Source organism: Pseudomonas imperatae (assembly GCF_057128625.1).
In genome coordinates this window covers 87631-105123 of record NZ_JBSKHP010000018.1, presented here as the reverse complement: position 1 = coordinate 105123, position 17493 = coordinate 87631, and the positions used below count along the sequence as shown (strand labels likewise).

At 66.8% G+C, this 17493-nt stretch carries 18 protein-coding genes; 7 read left to right on the top strand and 11 right to left on the bottom strand.

Annotated elements, in window-relative coordinates:
• Positions 1 to 67 precede the first annotated feature (67 nt).
• From ACWKWX_RS21995 to ACWKWX_RS21975, 5 genes are read right to left on the bottom strand one after another with little or no spacing between them, the layout of a single operon-like run.
• Complete coding sequence (locus ACWKWX_RS21995; protein WP_483828928.1) at positions 68 to 850, bottom strand: sugar phosphate isomerase/epimerase family protein; 783 nt, start codon at positions 848 to 850, stop codon at positions 68 to 70.
• Positions 847 to 1587, bottom strand: coding sequence for an SDR family NAD(P)-dependent oxidoreductase (locus ACWKWX_RS21990; protein WP_416423755.1), 741 nt, complete (start codon positions 1585 to 1587; stop codon positions 847 to 849). Before ACWKWX_RS21990 ends, ACWKWX_RS21995 begins: the two co-directional genes overlap by 4 nt.
• A gap of 13 nt (positions 1588 to 1600) precedes the next feature.
• A complete protein-coding gene (locus ACWKWX_RS21985; RefSeq protein WP_416423754.1) occupies positions 1601 to 2929 on the bottom strand; it encodes an MFS transporter in 1329 nt (442 codons plus the stop codon).
• Between the two features lie 55 nt (positions 2930 to 2984).
• Positions 2985 to 3812 (bottom strand): amidohydrolase family protein, encoded by an 828-nt coding sequence (locus ACWKWX_RS21980; protein ID WP_483828911.1) that lies wholly within the window; start codon positions 3810 to 3812, stop codon positions 2985 to 2987.
• A complete protein-coding gene (locus ACWKWX_RS21975) occupies positions 3809 to 4831 on the bottom strand; it encodes a Gfo/Idh/MocA family protein (RefSeq protein WP_483828910.1) in 1023 nt (340 codons plus the stop codon). The genes ACWKWX_RS21980 and ACWKWX_RS21975 overlap by 4 nt, the downstream gene beginning before the upstream one ends.
• Before the next feature lie 99 nt (positions 4832 to 4930).
• Here ACWKWX_RS21975 and ACWKWX_RS21970 point away from each other — a divergent pair, with 99 nt between their 5' ends.
• From ACWKWX_RS21970 to ACWKWX_RS21960, 3 genes are all read left to right on the top strand, one after another.
• The gene (locus tag ACWKWX_RS21970) at positions 4931 to 5884 is read left to right on the top strand and encodes a LysR family transcriptional regulator (RefSeq protein WP_473006291.1); all 954 of its coding nucleotides are present in this window, start codon (positions 4931 to 4933) and stop codon (positions 5882 to 5884) included.
• A gap of 151 nt (positions 5885 to 6035) precedes the next feature.
• Entirely contained in the window at positions 6036 to 7439 is a 1404-nt protein-coding gene (locus tag ACWKWX_RS21965) for a DUF2252 domain-containing protein (RefSeq protein ID WP_416423750.1), read from the top strand.
• A 73-nt stretch (positions 7440 to 7512) separates the two neighbouring features.
• Positions 7513 to 8460, top strand: coding sequence for an aldo/keto reductase (locus tag ACWKWX_RS21960; RefSeq protein WP_483828909.1), 948 nt, complete (start codon positions 7513 to 7515; stop codon positions 8458 to 8460).
• 4 nt (positions 8461 to 8464) lie between these two features.
• Here the strand turns inward: ACWKWX_RS21960 and ACWKWX_RS21955 are convergent, their stop codons facing one another.
• From ACWKWX_RS21955 to ACWKWX_RS21940, 4 genes are all read right to left on the bottom strand, one after another.
• The gene (locus tag ACWKWX_RS21955) at positions 8465 to 8875 is read right to left on the bottom strand and encodes a response regulator (protein ID WP_416423748.1); all 411 of its coding nucleotides are present in this window, start codon (positions 8873 to 8875) and stop codon (positions 8465 to 8467) included.
• 126 nt (positions 8876 to 9001) lie between these two features.
• Positions 9002 to 10267, bottom strand: coding sequence for a NupC/NupG family nucleoside CNT transporter (locus ACWKWX_RS21950; protein ID WP_483828908.1), 1266 nt, complete (start codon positions 10265 to 10267; stop codon positions 9002 to 9004).
• Between the two features lie 31 nt (positions 10268 to 10298).
• Entirely contained in the window at positions 10299 to 10694 is a 396-nt protein-coding gene (locus ACWKWX_RS21945) for a cytidine deaminase (protein ID WP_416423746.1), read from the bottom strand.
• 304 nt (positions 10695 to 10998) lie between these two features.
• Positions 10999 to 11850, bottom strand: a complete 852-nt coding sequence (locus ACWKWX_RS21940) for an aldo/keto reductase family oxidoreductase (RefSeq protein ID WP_483828907.1) — start codon at positions 11848 to 11850, stop codon at positions 10999 to 11001.
• Between the two features lie 103 nt (positions 11851 to 11953).
• On the opposite strand from ACWKWX_RS21940, the gene ACWKWX_RS21935 reads away from it, so the two are divergent.
• Positions 11954 to 12865 (top strand): LysR family transcriptional regulator, encoded by a 912-nt coding sequence (locus tag ACWKWX_RS21935; protein ID WP_483828906.1) that lies wholly within the window; start codon positions 11954 to 11956, stop codon positions 12863 to 12865.
• Positions 12866 to 12915: 50 nt separating this feature from the next.
• Positions 12916 to 13755, top strand: coding sequence for a glutathione-dependent disulfide-bond oxidoreductase (gene yghU / locus ACWKWX_RS21930; RefSeq protein ID WP_483828905.1), 840 nt, complete (start codon positions 12916 to 12918; stop codon positions 13753 to 13755).
• A 36-nt stretch (positions 13756 to 13791) separates the two neighbouring features.
• Here yghU and ACWKWX_RS21925 read toward each other — a convergent pair whose 3' ends face one another.
• Positions 13792 to 14250 carry an REP-associated tyrosine transposase gene (locus ACWKWX_RS21925; RefSeq protein ID WP_473006285.1) on the bottom strand — a complete coding sequence of 153 codons (459 nt, stop codon included), beginning with the start codon at positions 14248 to 14250 and terminating at the stop codon, positions 13792 to 13794.
• A gap of 531 nt (positions 14251 to 14781) precedes the next feature.
• Positions 14782 to 15453 carry an HTH-type transcriptional regulator RutR gene (gene rutR / locus ACWKWX_RS21920; protein ID WP_483828904.1) on the bottom strand — a complete coding sequence of 224 codons (672 nt, stop codon included), beginning with the start codon at positions 15451 to 15453 and terminating at the stop codon, positions 14782 to 14784.
• 225 nt (positions 15454 to 15678) lie between these two features.
• On the opposite strand from rutR, the gene rutA reads away from it, so the two are divergent.
• Together rutA and rutB are read left to right on the top strand one after the other, a co-directional pair.
• Entirely contained in the window at positions 15679 to 16761 is a 1083-nt protein-coding gene (gene rutA, locus ACWKWX_RS21915; RefSeq protein ID WP_416423741.1) for a pyrimidine utilization protein A, read from the top strand.
• Positions 16761 to 17489, top strand: coding sequence for a pyrimidine utilization protein B (rutB, locus tag ACWKWX_RS21910; protein ID WP_483828903.1), 729 nt, complete (start codon positions 16761 to 16763; stop codon positions 17487 to 17489). The genes rutA and rutB overlap by 1 nt, the downstream gene beginning before the upstream one ends.
• Positions 17490 to 17493: the final 4 nt, after the last annotated feature.

Here is a 17493-nt window from a genome sequence, read left to right as displayed (position 1 = left end):
GTAGCAGCTGCCGAAGGCTGCGTCCGCGGCCCACCTGAAGGGCCGGTGACGCGGCCTTTGGCCGCTGCTACAGGGGTCGCAATTGTGCTGAGGTTTGATAGGCCAGGGCCAGGCGCGCCTGGCTTTCCAACGCCCCATAGGGCATCTCCACACTTACCTGCACATCCTTCGGCAACGCCGCCAGCAACCCGGCCAGCGGCAATTGCCCCTGCCCGGGTGGCAGGCGCCCTTCCCGTGCTTCAGTGATGATCAGCGCTTCCGGCGGCGCCAACAACGGCGCGTCGCACAACTGCACCGCACGCAGCCAGCGCGGGTCGATACCGGCCAGCATTGCCACGTCACCCCCACTGCGGAACAGGTGCAACGCATCCACCAGGATGCCGCCGTTGGCCTGCCCTGCCCCTTCCACGATCTGCCGCGCCTGGGCCAGGTTGCCCACCGCGCGCCAGCGCATGAACTCCAGGTCCACCCGCAGGCCGAAATCCACCGCCAGCTCGCACAGGTGCGCGTAGTGGTCGGTCAGGCGCGAAAACTGCGGGTCATCGCCGGACACCGTCAAGCTGACCGCGCCCAGGTCGGCACCGGCTTCCAGCAGCGGCAGGCAGGCCGCCACGTCGACGTCGGGGGTCAGTTCGACGAACTCGATGTCGCTGACAGCCATGCCTTCGGCGTCCAGCAGCACCTTCAGGGCCTGCCGCGCCGCGGCGTCCAGCGGGTAGCACAAGCCGCCCGCCGTGGCCGGGTGCAGGCGCAGGCCCACGGCAGAAAAACCAGCCCCCGCGGCCTGGCGAACCAGGTCGGCGGGGGCCAGTTGCAGCGCGGTCAGGTGAGCCACGCCAAGGGCCATCAGTAGGTGGCCCTGCCGCCGCTGAGGTCAAACACGAAGCCGGTGGTGAAGCTGCACTCGGGGCCGGCGATCCAGGTCACCATGTTGGCGATTTCCTCGATCTGCAGGAAGCGCCCCATGGGGATCTTGGCCTTGCTGGCGGCGATGTGCTCGGCGGTCATTTCGGCCATCAGGCCGGTTTCCACCATGGCCGGGGCAATGCAGTTGAGCAGAACGCCGTCCTGGGCCAGTTCCTTGGCCGCCGACTTGGTGAAGGCAATGACGCCGGCCTTGGCCGCCGAATACGCCGAGATGTACTGCACGCCGTCCTTGCCGGCCATGGAGGCGACGTTGACGATGCGCCCGTACTTGCGTTCACGCATGTGCGGGATGGCGGTGCGGCAGCAATAGAACACGCCGGTCAGGTCGATGGCCAGCACCTGGTCCCAGGCCTCCACCGGGTAGTTCCAGCTTTCCACCACCGGGCCGTTGATGCCGGCGTTGTTGACCAGAATGTCGACGCGGCCCAGCTGCGCCACCACCTCGGCGAAGGCGGCTTCCACCGACGCCAGCGACGCCACGTTCACCGACTGGCGCAGGGCCGGAGTGAAGCCGTTGGCGCTGGTGTCCCAGTTGTCGACGTTGAGGTCCCAGATCACGATGTTGGCGCCCGCCTGGCGCAGGCGCTTGGCGATGCCCAGGCCGATGCCGCGCATGCCGCCGGTGATGATGGCCGTCTGGCCTTCCAGGTGTTGACTCATGAAAACGCTCCTTTCAAAGGTTCGGGATATCGGGCAGACGCTTGAGGTCTTGCACCATGAACAGGTAGCAGGCGGCGCCGAACAGCGTCACCAGCGAGATAAAGGCCATGGCCCAGACGAACGAGCCGGTCAGGGTCACGATGATGCCGATCACCAGCGGAATGACGATGCCGGCGGCGTTGGCAAACAGGTTGAACAGGCCGCCGCTCAGGCCGATCAGGCCCTTGGGGGCGATGTCGGAGACAATCATCCAGGCCAGCGACGACATGCCCTGGGCAAAATAGGCCACGCACAGGATGGCGATCACCAGGGCGTCGGAGGCCACGTAGTTGGCCAGCACGATCACCGAGGCCATCAGCAGGCCGGTGATCACCGGCAGCTTGCGCGCCACGTTCAGGGAAATGCCGCGGCGCAGCATGGCGTCCGACAGCCAGCCGCCGAACAGCGTGCCCACCGAGGCGGCAATGAACGGCAGCACCGCCACCCAGCCCACTTTCAGCCACGGCATGTGGCGCTCGGTGACCAGGTAGGTGGGGAACCAGGTGAGGAAGAACACGTTGGTGGAGTTGCAGGCGAACTGGCCCAGGCAGATGCCCAGCATGTTGCGTTGCTTGAGCAGTGCCGGAATCTGCGACCAGGCAAAGCGCGTGGCCTTCTGGCTGCCGTCCACCACGCCACCGCCCTCGGCGATGTAGTCCAGTTCGGCCTGGTTGGCCTGGGTCGACTCGTGGGGCTCATGGAATTTGCGCCACCACACCAGCCCGTACAGCACGCCCACGGCGCCCACCGACATCAGCATGAAGCGCCAGCCGTAGGCGTGCAGCACCCAGAACAGCAACGGCGTGAGGAACGCCAGGCCGCAGTACTCGGCCAGGGTGTAGATGCTGGTGGCCCGCGCCCGCTCGCTCTGCGGGAACCAGATGGCGACCACGCGGCTGTTGGTGGGGAAGCACGGCGCTTCGGTGGCGCCGATCAGCAGGCGGATGCCCAGCAGCGAGGCGAAGCCGGTGGCCAGGCCCTGCAGGCCGGTGAACAGCGACCACAGGGTCAGCGCCAGCCAGTAGGTGAGCTTGGTGCCCAGGCGGTCCAGGAGGATGCCGCCAGGAATCTGCGCGGCGGCGTAGGTCCAGGAGAACGCCGAGAAAATCAGGCCCATCATGGCCGCGTTGAGGCCCAGGTCAGCGCTGATGCTGGGGGCAGCGATGCCCATCACGCTGCGGTCCAGGTAATTGATCAGGGTGCCCCCGGCGATCAACCCCAGGATCATGAAGCGGGTGCGGCTGCGCGCGGCCACGGCGGGGGCGGCGTACGCGGGAAGTTCAAGTTTGCTGTCGACACTCATGGCGGGTACCTCATCTTGTTTTTGTTAGTGCACAGGCATCCTTGCCGCCGGCAAATCAGCAGAACCCGAACAGGCGCCGCGGCGTCTCCCACATCACGGTGCGGCGCACGGCCGCGTCGGGCATGAACTGCTCGGCCAGCTTCAGCAGCGGGCCGTAGTCGACGCGCTGCTGCATGCGCAGGAACGGCCAGTCCGACCCCCACACGCAGTTTTCCGCGCCGAAGGTTTCCAGCAGCGCCTGGACATAGCCCACGGTGTCCTCGAACACCGTGTCCATGGGCGCGAACTTCTGCATGCCGGAGATCTTCACCGTGGCCCGCCCGCGCTCGGCCAGGCGCAGCAGCGCCTGGAAGCCGGGCTGGTACAGGCCGTGCTCGATCTCGGGGCGGCCGCAGTGGTCGATCAGCAGGCGCACGTCGCTCTGGTCGATCAGTTCCAGCAATTGCACCAATTGGTCGCCCACGGTCTGGATCTGCGCGAACATGCCCAGCTCAGCCAGCTTGGGCAGCAGCGCCTCGGCGCCGGCCATCACCGTCAGGCCCTCGGTGGCCGGGTTGAAGGCCACGCCCACCACGCCCTTGGCCTGGTAGCTGGCCAGGGCCTCCAGGCTGATGTCGTGGTCGACCACCACCACGCCCTTGTAGCGCCCCTGCCCTGCGGCCAGCGCCGACAGCAGCAGGCGGTTGTCGCCGCGGTAGCCGCTGGTGGGCTGCACCAGCAGCGCGTGCTGCACGCCGTAGGCGTCCAGCACCCGGTCGAACTGGTTGAGGGTGCCGATCTCCTGCCCGGCGGGACGGTAGATCGTGTTGGCCAGGTAAGGGAAATTGGCCGGGTCGAACAGGTGGTTGTGGCAGTCGATCTTCGGTTCGTCGTAGATGCTCATTGCACGGCCTCCCAGCCGCCGCTGCGCTGCGAGGCAAACAGCGCTTCAAGGGTACGCAGGGTCGCCAGGGCATCTTCGATGGGCCAGCTGGGCACGTCGTCGCCCAGCAGCTTGCGCGAGAAGCGTTCGATCTGCAGTTGGTAATGGTTCACCGGTTCAAAGCTCAACACTTCGCTGGGGAAGGCGCCGACGCTCAGGTGGTCGCCGATCTGCAGGTGGCAGGCGCTGGGCCGCGCGTGGGCGCAGGGGAAATCGAAATTCACCCAGCCGGTGGCGCCCAGCACCGCCAGGCGCTGGTGCGTGCCCCAGCCGTCGGGCCCGGCCTGGGTCGCCACGGTGAGCGCGGCGTGGCAGTCGCCGTAGTCGAGCAAGGCGCTGGACAGCCGGTCGATGCCGAACACCGGGTCGTACTCCAGCGCCGCGATCACGCGTTTTGGCGAGCGCTTGAACACCAGGTTGCAGGCGCTGACCGCGTACACGCCCAGGTCATAGAGCGCGCCGCCACCGGCCGTGGGGTCGTTGCGGATGTCGGCCGGGTCGAGAAACTGCTTGGCCAGGGTGATGTGCGCGGCGCGCACCGCACCCAGGCTTCCTTGCACGCTGGCCTGCTCCAGCGCCGCCCACTGCGGGTGGTTGCGGAAGGCCAGGCCTTCCTCGATGTGCAGGCCGGTGCGGTCGCGCACCTGGCACAGCTGCTGCACTTGGGCAGCGCTCAGGCACAGGGGCTTCTCGCACAACACGTGCTTGCCGGCTTCGAGGGCGCGTACCGCCCAGTCGAAATGCAGCTGGTTGGGCAACGGCACGTACACCGCGTCCACCGCCGGGTTGGCCAGCAGGTCATCGTAGCTTGCGTGCAGATGGGGAATATCGAAGCGTTCGGCCACCTCGCGGCCCTTGCTCGCGTCGCGGCTGGCCAGCGCCACCAGGCGGGCGCTGGGGGCCAGGAGCATGGCGGGCATGGTGCGTTCGGTGGCGATATTGGCGGCGCCGAGCACGCCCCACTGGATAGTCCTGGCCATGGCCGGTCACCCTTGTTGTTATGAATGGCGCCAGACTACAAAAATACCCCCGCGATGGCTCATACTCAGATGGCGCAAACCATAACCAAAGGTTAAGACATGCCCCTGCTCCCTGCCGAAGGCCCTGAACCGGGCAACATGGCCTTCAAGCTGCGCCACATGGAAGTGTTCCGCGCGGTGATGCTCACCGGCTCCATCAGCGGCGCGGCGAAGATGCTCTACGTCTCGCAGCCGGCGGTGAGCAAGCTGATCGCCTACGTCGAGAGCCGCCTGGCGCTGCGCCTGTTCGACCGCGTCAACAACCGCCTGGTGCCCACCAGCGAGGCCCAGGCGCTGTACCGCGAGGTGGAGCGCGTGTACCAGGCGGCGCTGTGGGTGAACGAGTGCGCGCAGTCCCTGGCCACCACGCCCAACCGCCAGCTACGGGTGTGCTGCAGTGCCTCGCTGTCCACGGTAGTGCTGCCCCATGCCCTGGCCGAGCTCAAGCGCCAGGTGCCGGCCATGCACATTGAATGGCGCACCATTCTGATGAGCGAGATGCCGGTGCAGATCCTCGGCAAGAAGGTCGACCTGTCGATCTCGGCGCTGCCGGTGGTGCATGACCACCTGTATTCGCTGCCGTTCATGCGCGGGCGCATGGTCTGCGTGCTGCCGCCGGGGCACGCGCTGGAAAGCCAGCCAGTGATCGACATGGCCCACCTGGCCCGCGAGCCGCTGCTGCTGTTCCGCCCCGACATCCCGTTCGGCAAGCTGATCAGCGACGCCATCGAGCGCAGCGGCGTGGCGCTGAACTCGTTCCTGGATTTCACCAACGCGCCGGAGGCGGTGGCGCTGGTGAAACAAGGGCTGGGGGTGACCATCATCGACGAGTTCGTGGCCCAGGACAGTGGCCTGGTGGTGAAGCCGCTGGCGGAAGAGATCGGCTTTGATATCAGCTTCGTGTTCTCGCGCTTCGACCCGCTGCCCGAGGCGGCGCGACGGATGATGCAGGTGCTGCTGGACCAGGCACAGCGCCTGGGGCGCCAGATCCCCGGCTTCAACTGGCCCGCCTGACGCCCACATTTTCATGTGGGAGCGGGCTCTGCCCGCGAAAGGAACCCTGCGCCGGCCTGCCCCACCGAGGCGTCCTTTTCGCGGGCAGAGCCCGCTCCCACGGGCGGCCGCTGCTACACTGCCCCGGGTCTGCCAAGGAAGCGTACACCCCATGCCCACCCCCCGCGAAAACCACGGCAAGGCTGCGCGCAAGCATTGCCCGCGTTCCAGCCACCGCCACCCCGGCAACGTCGACCGCGACCCGCTGGCGCTGATCGAGGCGTCCAGCAAGGGCCGGGTGAAATCCCTGGTGGCCCTGCGCTACGGGCGCATGCTGGCCTCGCCCTTCACCTTCTACCGCGGCAGCGCGCTGCTGCAGGCCCACGACCTGGCCGGCACCCCGGACATGGGCCTCAACGTGCCGCTGTGCGGCGACGCGCACCTGATGAACTTCGGCGGCTTCGCCACCCCCGAACGCAACCTGGTGTTTGGCCTCAATGACTTCGACGAGGCCCACCCCGGCCCCTGGGAATGGGACCTCAAGCGCCTCACCGCCAGCTTCCTGATTGCCGCGCGCTCGCTGCGCCACAGCGAAAGCGTCGAGGAGAACCTCTGCCGTGAGGTGGTCAACAGCTACCAGGCCACCCTGCTGTTGTGCGCCGAGCAAGGCGTGCTCAACACCTGGTACGGGCGCATCAGCCCCGGCGAGCTGATGGAGCAGCCACAGAACAGCCACACCCTGGAATACCTGCGCCAGACCATCGAGAAAGCCCAGCGCCGCACCCACGCGCGGCTGCTGCCCAAGATCGTCAACGAGAGCCGCCACGGCCACCTGACTCTGCGCGACGACTTGCCGGAGATCTTCCACCTGCACGGCAAGCACTCGCTGCTGGACCACGATGACGACTGGCTGGCTGCGCACCGCTGGCAACCGCTATACAAGGCGCTGATCAGCAAGTACCGCAGCACCCTGCAGGGCGACCGCCGCGAGCTGTTCTCGCGCTTCGAGGTGCACGACCTGGCCTTCAAGGTGGTGGGCGTGGGCAGCGTCGGCACCCGCTGCCTGGTGGCGCTGCTCACCGACGAGCTGCGCAACCCGCTGTTCCTGCAGTTCAAGGAAGCGCGGCGCTCGGTGCTGGCCGACTACGTCAAGGCGCGCTCGCCGTTCAAGCACCACGGCCAGCGCGTGGTCGAAGGCCAGCGCCTGATGCAGCCGGCCAGCGACCTGTTCCTGGGCTGGACCGCCAGCCCCAACGGCCACCATTTCTACCTGCGCCAGCTGCGCGACATGAAGGTCTCGGCCGAGCTGGAAACCTTCGACGACCAGACCCTGGCCGCCTACGCGCGCCTGTGCGGCCGCGCCCTGGCCCGCGCCCACGCCAAGGCCAGCGGCGAGGCGGCCACCATCAGTGGCTACATCGGCCGCGGCCAGGCCATGGCCGATGCGCTGTTCGCCTATGCCCAGGCGTACGCACTGCAGAACGAAAAAGACTATGAGCGTTTCCAGCACGCCTGCCGCAGCGGGCGCCTGCAAGCGCGCAGCGAAGCGGACTTCACGGCCGATCGCCTGCCTTGATCTTCATCCGCTGGCCGGTTTATCTGTGCTTACATCCAAGGGGTTCTTTCATCTCACTGCCAGGAGCAACGCCATGCAACTGCGACACTTGGGCACGACCGGCATCGACATCGCGCCGCTGGTCTTCGGTGGCAACGTACTGGGCTGGACCGCTGACGAAAAGACCAGCCTGGCCATCCTCGACGCCTTCATCGACCAGGGTTTCAACGCCATCGACACCGCCGACGTCTACTCGGCCTGGGTGCCGGGCCACCAGGGCGGCGAGTCGGAAACCCTGCTGGGCAAATGGTTCGCCAACCGCCCCGGCGTACGCGACAAGGTGGCGCTGTTCACCAAGGTCGGCATGCGCATGGGCAGCGACGACAAGCAGGGCCTGAAGGCAAAGTGGATCGTGCAGGCGGTGGAGGACTCCCTGCGCCGGCTGAACACCGAGCGCATCGACCTGTACTTCTCGCACCAGTTCGACGCCAGCACGCCGGCCGAGGAAACCCTGGCGGCCTACGCCAAGTTGCTGGACGCCGGGAAGATCCGCGCCATCGGCGCCTCCAACTTCACCGCCGGCCAACTGGCCGCCAGCCTGGCCACCGCCCGCGCCCACGACCTGCCCAGCTACCAGGTGCTGCAACCGGAGTACAACCTCTACGACCGCGGCAGCTTCGAGGGTGAGCTACGCGCGCTGTGCATCGCCGAGCACATCGGCGTGGTCACCTACTACAGCCTGGCCTCGGGCTTCCTCACCGGTAAATACCGCAGCAAGGCCGACCTGGGCAAAAGCGTGCGCGGCGGGCGCATCGACAAGTACCTGGACGCCCGCGGGCTGGCGTTGCTGAAAACACTGGACGGCATCGCCCAGGCCCATCAGGCGCAACCGGGGGAAGTGGCCCTGGCCTGGCTGATCGCCCGCGAAGGCGTGACCGCGCCCATCGCCAGCGCCACCAGCGTGGCCCAGGTCGAAAGCTTCGGGCGGGCGGCGCGGCTGAGCCTAAGCGCCCAGGAACTGGCGGCGCTGACCGCCGCCTAGCCGCCTAGTGGGCGGCGCGGGCGTGCTGCAGGGCATCTTCCACCCCTTGCAGCATCTGCCCGATGGTCCACGGCTTGCGCAGGAACGCCACCTCGCACTTCACCCCGGAAGACTCCGGGGTTTCGTGGCCCGACATGATCAATATCGGCAGTTGCGGCCAGTGGTCGTGGACAAAGTTCGACAGGTCAGCGCCATTGAGCTGGCCGGGCATGAGGATATCGGTCAGCAGCAGGCCGACCTCGGGCGCACGTTGCTCAAGGAAGGGCACGGCGGCGTCGGCGGTCTCGAACTCGACGGTCTGGTACCCCTCTTCCTTGAGAATCTCGCAAACGAACTCGCGGATGATCACCTCATCCTCTACCACCACGACCAGGGGGTGAGCGAGTTCGTTGCGTTCCATCGTGACTGAATTCATGACTATCATTTCCTGATCTGGGCTACAGCGTGCGCCGCGTGTACAACGTAGGAGCAGCAACCCGGACGGAAATTCAATTTTGATTCAATACAGTTACATTTCTCGCCGATTTCCGTTGCCACGGCGTCACAACGAGATGAAAAACCCGACGATCGCTGCACTCATCAGGTTCGACAACGTGCCGCCAATCATCGCCCGCAGCCCCAGCCGCGCCAGCTCCTGGCGCCGCTCGGGGGCGACGCTGCTCAGGCCCGCCAGCTGGATGGCAATCGACGACAGGTTGGCGAACCCGCACAAGGCGAAGGTCACGATCACCTGGGTGTGCGCCGACAGCAGCGGCACGCCCGCCTCCGCCGCCTTGCCGGGCGTAAGGTGGTTGGCCAGGTCGGCGTAGGCGACGAATTCATTGAGCACCATCTTCTCGCCAATGAAGCCGCCGGCCAGGATCGCCTCGTTCCATGGCACCCCCAGCAGGTACGCCAGCGGCGACAGCACGTAGCCCAGGATCAGCTGCAGGGTCAGCTGCGGGAAACCCAGCCAGCCGCCGGCCCAGCCCAGCAGGCCGTTGACCATGGCGATCAGCGCGACGAACGCCAGCAGCATCGCCCCTACCGCCAGGGCCAGGCGCAAGCCCACCTGGGCGCCTTCCGCGGCGGCATCGACAATGTTGGCGGCGCGGTTTTCCTTGGCGTGCAGGGCCTCCAGCGCCTGGTGGTCGTGGGCCTGCTCGGTCTCCGGCTCCATCAGCTTGGCCATCAGCAGCGCCCCTGGGGCGGCCATGAAACAGGCGGCGATCAGGTACTTGAGCTCCACCCCCAGGCCGGCGTAGCCCAGCAGCACCGAGCCGGCCACTGCCGCGAAGCCGCCGACCATGATCGCGAACAGCTCCGAGCGCGTCAGCCGCGCCAGGAACGGCCGCACCACCAGTGGTACCTCGGACTGGCCGATGAAGATGGCCGAGGTCACTACCATGGATTCCACCCGGCTGGTGCGCAACACCAGGCGCAGCACGCCGCCCACCACGCGAATGATCCAGCCCATCACGCCCAGGTGGTAGAGCACGGCGATGAAGCTGCCGAAGAACACGATCATCGGCAGCACGCGGATGGCGAACACGAAGCCACCGCTGCCGAACACCTCGAACATGTGCGGCGAACTCAGGCCGCCGTACAGAAATTCGATGCCTTTGTTCGCGTACACCTGCAACGCCGACACGCCGCTGGCCAGGTCGGCCAGCGCCGCCTGGCCCCAGGGCACGTACAGCGCGAAGGCGCCGATCACCACTTGAATACCGAACGCGCCCAGCACCGTGCGCCAGTTGATGGCGCTGCGTCGGGACGATAGTGCCAGGGCGATGGCCAGCAAGGCGGCCATTCCAACAAGACTGATCATGCAGTTGACTCCGTGTCGCGCAAAGGGTGGATCAGAAGGATTCGAAGGCGCCTGGCAGCAGTTGCGCCAGGGTCCACACCCGCGTGGCGTCGGGGTCGCTGCCCTGGCAGATGATGCGCGCGTCGGGCGCCATCAATTCCACCAGCACCTGGCGGCAGGCGCCGCAGGGGCTGATCAGCGCCACCTTGGGCGCGTAGATGGCCATGGCCTTGAAGCGCCGGGGCACCAGGCCCTGGCTGATGGCGGCAAACAGTGCGCTGCGCTCGGCGCAGTTGGTCAGGCCGTAGGAGACGTTCTCGACGTTGGTGCCCAGCACCACTTCATCGTTTTCCGCCAACAGCGCCGCCCCCACGGGGAACTGCGAATAGGGCGACCAGCTACGGTCGGCGGCAAGCCTGGCCTGGGCCAGCAGGGCATCATCATTCATGAGTGGTTCGTTCCTCGAAAAGCGCAACAGCATGAAGGGCAATTGTGTAAACACGTCGAGCGGCAAGCGAGAGCATTTTATGTGCCACAGGCGGGAGTACGTTGCAATTCAAGCGCTTGATGAAGAATGGCGGACCACATGCTCCGAACCAGAGCACCTGGTTCGCGCACAACGCACCGCCCTGTAGCAGCGGCCCAGGCCGCGTCCGCGGACGCAGCCTTCGGCAGCTGCTACGCAGATTACCTATAGCAGCGGCCAAAGGCCGCGTCCGGATGCACCACGGATCGGCGGCGGGATAGGGAGGTTAAATCGCGTTGAGCTGCGCGACGATTTCCGGTGCCAGCACCCGCTCCCCGGCCGCCAGGTTCTGCTGCAGATGCGCCACCGAAGAAGTCCCCGGTATCAGCAGGATATTCGCCGAACGCTGCAGCAGCCAGGCCAGCGCGACCTGCATGGGCGTGGTCTGCAGCTGCGCCGCCACCTGGTCCAGGGTGGCCGACTGCAGCGGCGTGAAGCCGCCCAGCGGGAAGAACGGCACGTAGGCGATGCCCTGCCCCGCCAGCTGGTCAATCAGAGCATCATCAACACGGTGCGCCAGGTTGTAGTGGTTCTGCACGCACACCACCGGCGCGATGCCCTGGGCTTCCACCACCTGCGCCGCCGACACGTTGCTCACGCCCAGGTGGCGGATCAGGCCCTGGCGCTGCAACTCGGCCAGGGTGGCGAACTGCTCGGCAATCGACGCCTCGTCCGGCGCGTGCATGCTGCCCCAGGCGCGGAAGTTGACCACTTCCAGCACGTCCAGGCCCAGGTTGCGCAGGTTATCGTGCACCGCGGCGGTCAGCTCCGCGGCGCTGTCGGCGCGCAGCCAGGCGCCGTCGTCACCGCGACGGGCGCCAACCTTGGTGACAATCACCAGGTCCTGCGGGTACGGCGCCAGCGCCTCGCGAATCAGCTGGTTGGTGACGTGCGGGCCGTAGAAGTCGCTGGTGTCGATATGGTTCACACCGCTGGCGATGGCCGCGCGCAGCACCGCCAGCGCCGCGTCGCGGTCCTTGGGCGGGCCGAACACGCCGGGGCCGGCGAGTTGCATGGCGCCGTAGCCCAGGCGGTTGACGGGGCGGTGGCCGAGGGTGAAGTGGGTGCTGGCAGTCATGGGGGGCTCCTGAAGTCGCATGGGGGTACCCAAGCACTATAGGCATTGACCGACTGTTGGAAAATACAGTGAAATCGGCACAGGCCGTACGGATAACCGCACAATGAATCATGACCTGCAAGACCTCTTCGCATTCCATGCCGTGGTGCAGGCCGGCGGCTTTCGCGAGGGCGCGCGTGCCACCGGCAAATCCGCCTCCAGCCTCAGCGACGCAGTACGCCGCGCCGAGGCGCGGCTGGGCGTGCGCCTGCTCAACCGCACCACCCGAAGCGTCGCCCCCACCGAGGCCGGCAGCCGCCTGCTGGAGCGCCTGGTGCCGGCGCTGGCCGAGGTGGAAGCGGCGCTGGACGTGGTCAACGGCTTCCGCGAACGCCCCAGCGGCACCCTCAAGCTCAACGTGCCGCTCAGCGCCGCGCGGCTGGTGTTGCCGGCACTGATCACGCCCTTCCTCAAGGTGTATCCCGAGATCAAGGTGGAGGTCATCGTCGAGGAAAGCTTCGTCGACGTGTTGGCCGCCGGCTGCGACGCCGGCATCCGCTACGACGACCGCCTGGAACAGGACATGATCGCCGTGCCCATCGGCCCGCGCCGCCAACGCTTCGCCACGGCCGCCGCCCCCGCCTACCTCGACGCCCGTGGCCGCCCCGGGCACCCGCGCGAACTGCTGGACCATGCGTGCCTGCGCGGCCAGTTCAGCAGCGGCTGGCTGCCCGCCTGGGAGTTCGAGCGCGAGGGCGAGACCGTGCGCGTGGAACCCTCGGGGCCGCTCAAGGTGCGCATCGGCGGTGCCGTGGACCTGGCAGTCGATGCTGCGGTGCAGGGCCTGGGCGTGGTGCACCTGTTCGAGGACTGGCTGCGCCCGTACTTGGACAGCGGCGCCCTGGAGCCGGTGCTCGAGCCCTGGTGGCAGAGCTTCAGCGGGCCGTTCCTCTACTACCCCGGCCGCCGCCATCTGCCAGCGCCGTTGAAGGCCTTCATTGCGTTCATCCGCGCCCAGGAACCTGCCACGGCCTGAGCGACTCTGCTAAGGTCGAGCCCTATCGTTTTTCCAGGAGTTACGTGCCCATGTCCCAGTCTGCCTACGTCCCCCCCAAGGTCTGGACCAACGACGCCGAGTCCGGTGGCCAGTTCGCCAGCATCAACCGCCCCACCGCCGGCCCTACCCACGACAAGACGCTGCCCGTGGGCAAGCACCCGCTGCAGCTGTATTCGCTGGCGACGCCCAACGGCGTCAAGGTCACCATTCTGTTGGAGGAGCTGCTGGCCCTGGGACACGGCGGCGCCGAGTACGATGCCTGGCTGATTCGTATCGGTGATGGCGACCAGTTCTCCAGCGGTTTCGTCGAGGTGAACCCCAACTCGAAAATCCCGGCCTTGCTCGACCGCAGCACCGACCCGGCCATTCGCGTGTTCGAGTCGGGCTCGATCCTGCTGTACCTGGCGGAGAAGTTCGGCGCGTTCCTGCCGACCGACCCCGCCGGGCGCACTGAAACCCTGAACTGGCTGTTCTGGCAGATGGGCGCCGCGCCCTACTTGGGCGGCGGCTTCGGGCACTTCTACGCCTACGCGCCGGAGAAGCTCGAATACCCGATCAACCGCTTCACCATGGAAGCCAAGCGCCAACTGGACGTGCTCGACCGGCGCCTGGCCGAAAGCCCGTACCTGGCCGGCGACACCTACACCATCGCCGACATCGCCGTATGGCCGTGGTACGGCCAGCTGGTGCGCGGCAACCTCTACTCCGCCGCCGAATTCCTCGACGCCGGCAGCTACACCCACGTCCAGCGCTGGGCCCAGGCCATCGCCGAGCGCCCCGCCGTGCAGCGCGGCCAGCGCGTCAACCGCACCTGGGGCGACGAAGCCACCCAAGTCCCCGAACGCCATGCGGCGGCCGACCTGGATTGATACTCCCTACGACTGCGTAGCCGCTGCCGCAGGCGGCTACAGCCATTTGGCGTCCCAAAGCGGGTAATCGCCCAGACGTCCTGCTATGCCGGCGCGCAGAGGATTGGCGATTACGTAGCGCGCCACAGCCTTGAGATCAGCCTCCTGACGCAGTGCGCGATCATGATAGCCCTTCTGCCAGAGACGACCTTGCTGGTGTCGGGCCGCATTCACACTCAAGCTGCTGCGTGACTTGGCCTGACACATCAATTCGCCCAACGTGCCCCGCTGCAGCTCGACCAACCAGTGCAGATGATCCGGCATCACCACCCACGCCAGCGATTCCACCCGACCTGCCTCATGCGCGTGGCGCATTTCATGGACCAGCAGCCGCCCCAACCGCCAGTCGGCAAATACCGGATGGCGGCCTTGGGTCACGACCGTCAACAGGTACACACGACCGACCTCACTGCAACGGCCTGTCAGCAACCGATGTCCCAAGCTACGAGTCAGCATCCTTGCGTTCCCTTCGTCGATGGAAACGCTACCTTAAGGTGCGACCCTCAAGATCGGTACTGTCAAATCATCAGCAAACGTGACAGCGGCTACGCGGCCCGCAGGTGCACCCCAAATCACGCACCACCGCAAATCCGTAGCCGCTGCCGCAGGCTGCGCTGGCCGGTATGAACACCCAAAATCTCCAGCGAGGCACAGGGCCAGCGCAGCCTGGCGGCAGCGGCTACGCGGCCCGCTGGCGCACCCCAAATCACGCACCACCGCAACTCCGTAGCCGCTGCCGCAGGCTGCGCTGGCCGGTATGAACACCCGAAATCTCCAGCGAGGCACAGGGCCAGCGCAGCCTGGCGGCAGCGGCTACGCGGGCCGCTGGCGCACCCCAACCACGCGACACCGCAATTGCGTAGCCGCTGCCGCAGGCTGCGCGGGCCGGGGTGAACACCCGAAATCTCCTGCGAGGCACAGGGCCAGAGCAGCCTAGCGGCAGCGGCTACGCGGCGGGCGAATGCGCCGCAGGCCGCGTCCTGGCCCTCAAGCCCGCGGGCGAATGCCGTTCAGCACCAGCTGCCGCACGTTCACCAGCACCTCGTCGAAGAACACCGGGTCGGCCAGGGTCTTGCCGGTCACGGCGTGGACCTGGCTGGCGAAGTCGGCGTAGTGCTGGGTGGTGGCCCACAGCGAGAAGATCAGGTGGTGCGGGTCGATGGGCGCCAGGCGGCCGGCGTCGATCCAGGCCTGGATGACCTGCACTTTGCTGTCCACCAGCTCGCGCAGCGGGTCCTGCAGCTCGCCGAGCAGCAGCGGCGCGCCCTGGACGATTTCCAGGCAGAACAGCCGTGACTCGGCCGGGTGGTCGCGGGACAGCTCCAGCTTGATGCGAATGTACTCGCCAATGGCCTGCAGCGGGTCCTGCTCCACGCTGAAGCCGCGCAGCGGCCGCAGCCACACGTCCAGCAACTGGCGCAAAACGCTCAGGTACAGCTCGTCCTTGCTGGCGAAGTAATACAGCAGGTTGGTCTTCGACACGTCGGCCATGTTGGCCACCTGGTCCAGGCTGGTGCCGTGCACGCCGAAGCGCGAGAACAGCTGCAAGGCGGCATCGAGGATGACCGCGCGCTTGCCCTCCATCAGCCGGTGGCGGCGCTGCAAGGTGGACGCGCTGGGGGTGCGGGCGGGCTTGGCGGGGGGCGACTTCTGCTTCACGTAAGGGACCTGTGGCCAACGAAACACCCCCGCACTTTACCCTGCCCGCGCCACCAGGCAATGGCCAATAGCGCCCCAAGGCCGTGCACGGCGCACCAACCAGGCGCTCTGCACCAGACCATTTGGTCCGTCACTAAATCTAACCCTTTGTTACATAACGCTAAAAGATTATTGGCCTGCTTCCTGCTAAATCCCTTGAGTACTCGACCCCAAGAGGCTCACATCATGGACGTAGGCATCTTCATCCCGATCGGCAACAACGGCTGGCTCATCTCCACCACGGCGCCGCAGTACAAGCCCACCTTCGAGCTGAACAAGACCATCGTGCAGAAGGCCGAGCACTACGGCTTCGACTTCGCCCTGTCGATGATCAAGCTGCGCGGCTTCGGCGGCAAGACCGAGTTCTGGGAGCACAACCTCGAATCCTTCACCCTGATGGCCGGCCTGGCCGCGGTCACCAGCCGCATCCAGCTGTTCGCCACCGCCGCCACCCTGACCCTGCCGCCGGCCATCGTCGCGCGCATGGCCAGCACCATCGACTCCATCTCCGGCGGGCGCTTCGGCGTCAACCTGGTCACCGGCTGGCAGAAGCCCGAATACGAGCAGATGGGCCTGTGGCCCGGCGACGAGTTCTTCCACACCCGCTACGACTACCTGGGTGAATACGCCCAAGTGCTGCGCGAGCTGTGGGCCACCGGCAGCAGCGACTTCAAGGGCCAGTACTTCCAGATGGACGACTGCCGCGTCAGTCCCAAGCCCCAGGCCGCCATGAAGGTGATCTGCGCCGGCCAGAGCGACGCCGGCATGGCCTTCTCGTCGCAGTACGCCGACTACAACTTCTGCTTCGGCAAGGGCGTCAACACCCCCACCGCCTTCGCGCCCACGGCCGAACGGCTGATCCAGGCGAACGAAAAAAGCGGCCGCGAGGTGACCTCCTGCGTGCTGTTCATGATCATCGCCGCCGACACCGACGAAGCCGCCCGCGAGCGCTGGGAGCTGTACAAGGCCGGCGCCGACGAGGAAGCCATCGCCTGGCTGGCCGAGAAAGGCGCGGCCGACAAGAGCCCCGGCTCGAACATGCGGCAGATGGCCGACCCGACCTCGGCGGTGAACATCAACATGGGCACCCTGGTGGGCTCGTGGGCCAGCGTGGCGCGCATGCTCGACGAGGTGGCCAGCGTGCCCGGCACCCAGGGCGTGATGCTGACCTTCGATGACTTCGTGCAGGGCGTGGAAGACTTCGGCGAAAAAATCCAGCCGCTGATGACCTGCCGCCAACACATCAACCTGCTTAAGGAAACTGCCTGATGAACGCGCCTGCGCCGCTCAGCGGCTACGCCCTGCCCCTGGACACCCTGCCTGCCCGCCCCCTGCCCGCGCGCCCCGAGGCCCTGAACCTGAAGGCCAGCGAGACCGCCCTGGTGGTGGTGGACATGCAGAACGCCTACGCCAGCCTGGGCGGCTACCTGGACCTGGCCGGCTTCGACGTCAGCAGCACTGGCCCGGTGATCGCCAACATCCAGAAGGCCCTGGCCACCGCCCGCGCCGCCGGCATGCCGGTGGTGTTCTTCCAGAACGGCTGGGACGCCGACTACGTCGAAGCCGGCGGCCCCGGCTCGCCCAACTGGCACAAGTCCAACGCCCTGAAAACCATGCGCCAGCGCCCGGAACTGCAAGGCACGCTGCTGGCCAAGGGCGGCTGGGACTATGAACTGGTGGACGAACTCAAGCCCCAGCCCGGCGATATCCTGGTGCCCAAGACCCGCTACAGCGGCTTCTTCAACACCAACTTCGACAGCCTGATGCGCAGCCGCGGCATCCGCAACCTGGTGTTCACCGGCATTGCCACCAACGTCTGCGTGGAGTCGACCCTGCGCGACGGCTTCTTCCTCGAATACTTCGGCGTGGTGCTGGCCGACGCCACCCACCAGGCCGGCCCGGCGTTCGCCCAGCAGGCGGCGCTGTTCAACATCGAGACGTTCTTTGGCTGGGTGTCCAGCGTCGACGCCTTCTGCAGCACCTTCGCCACCGCTTGAGGAG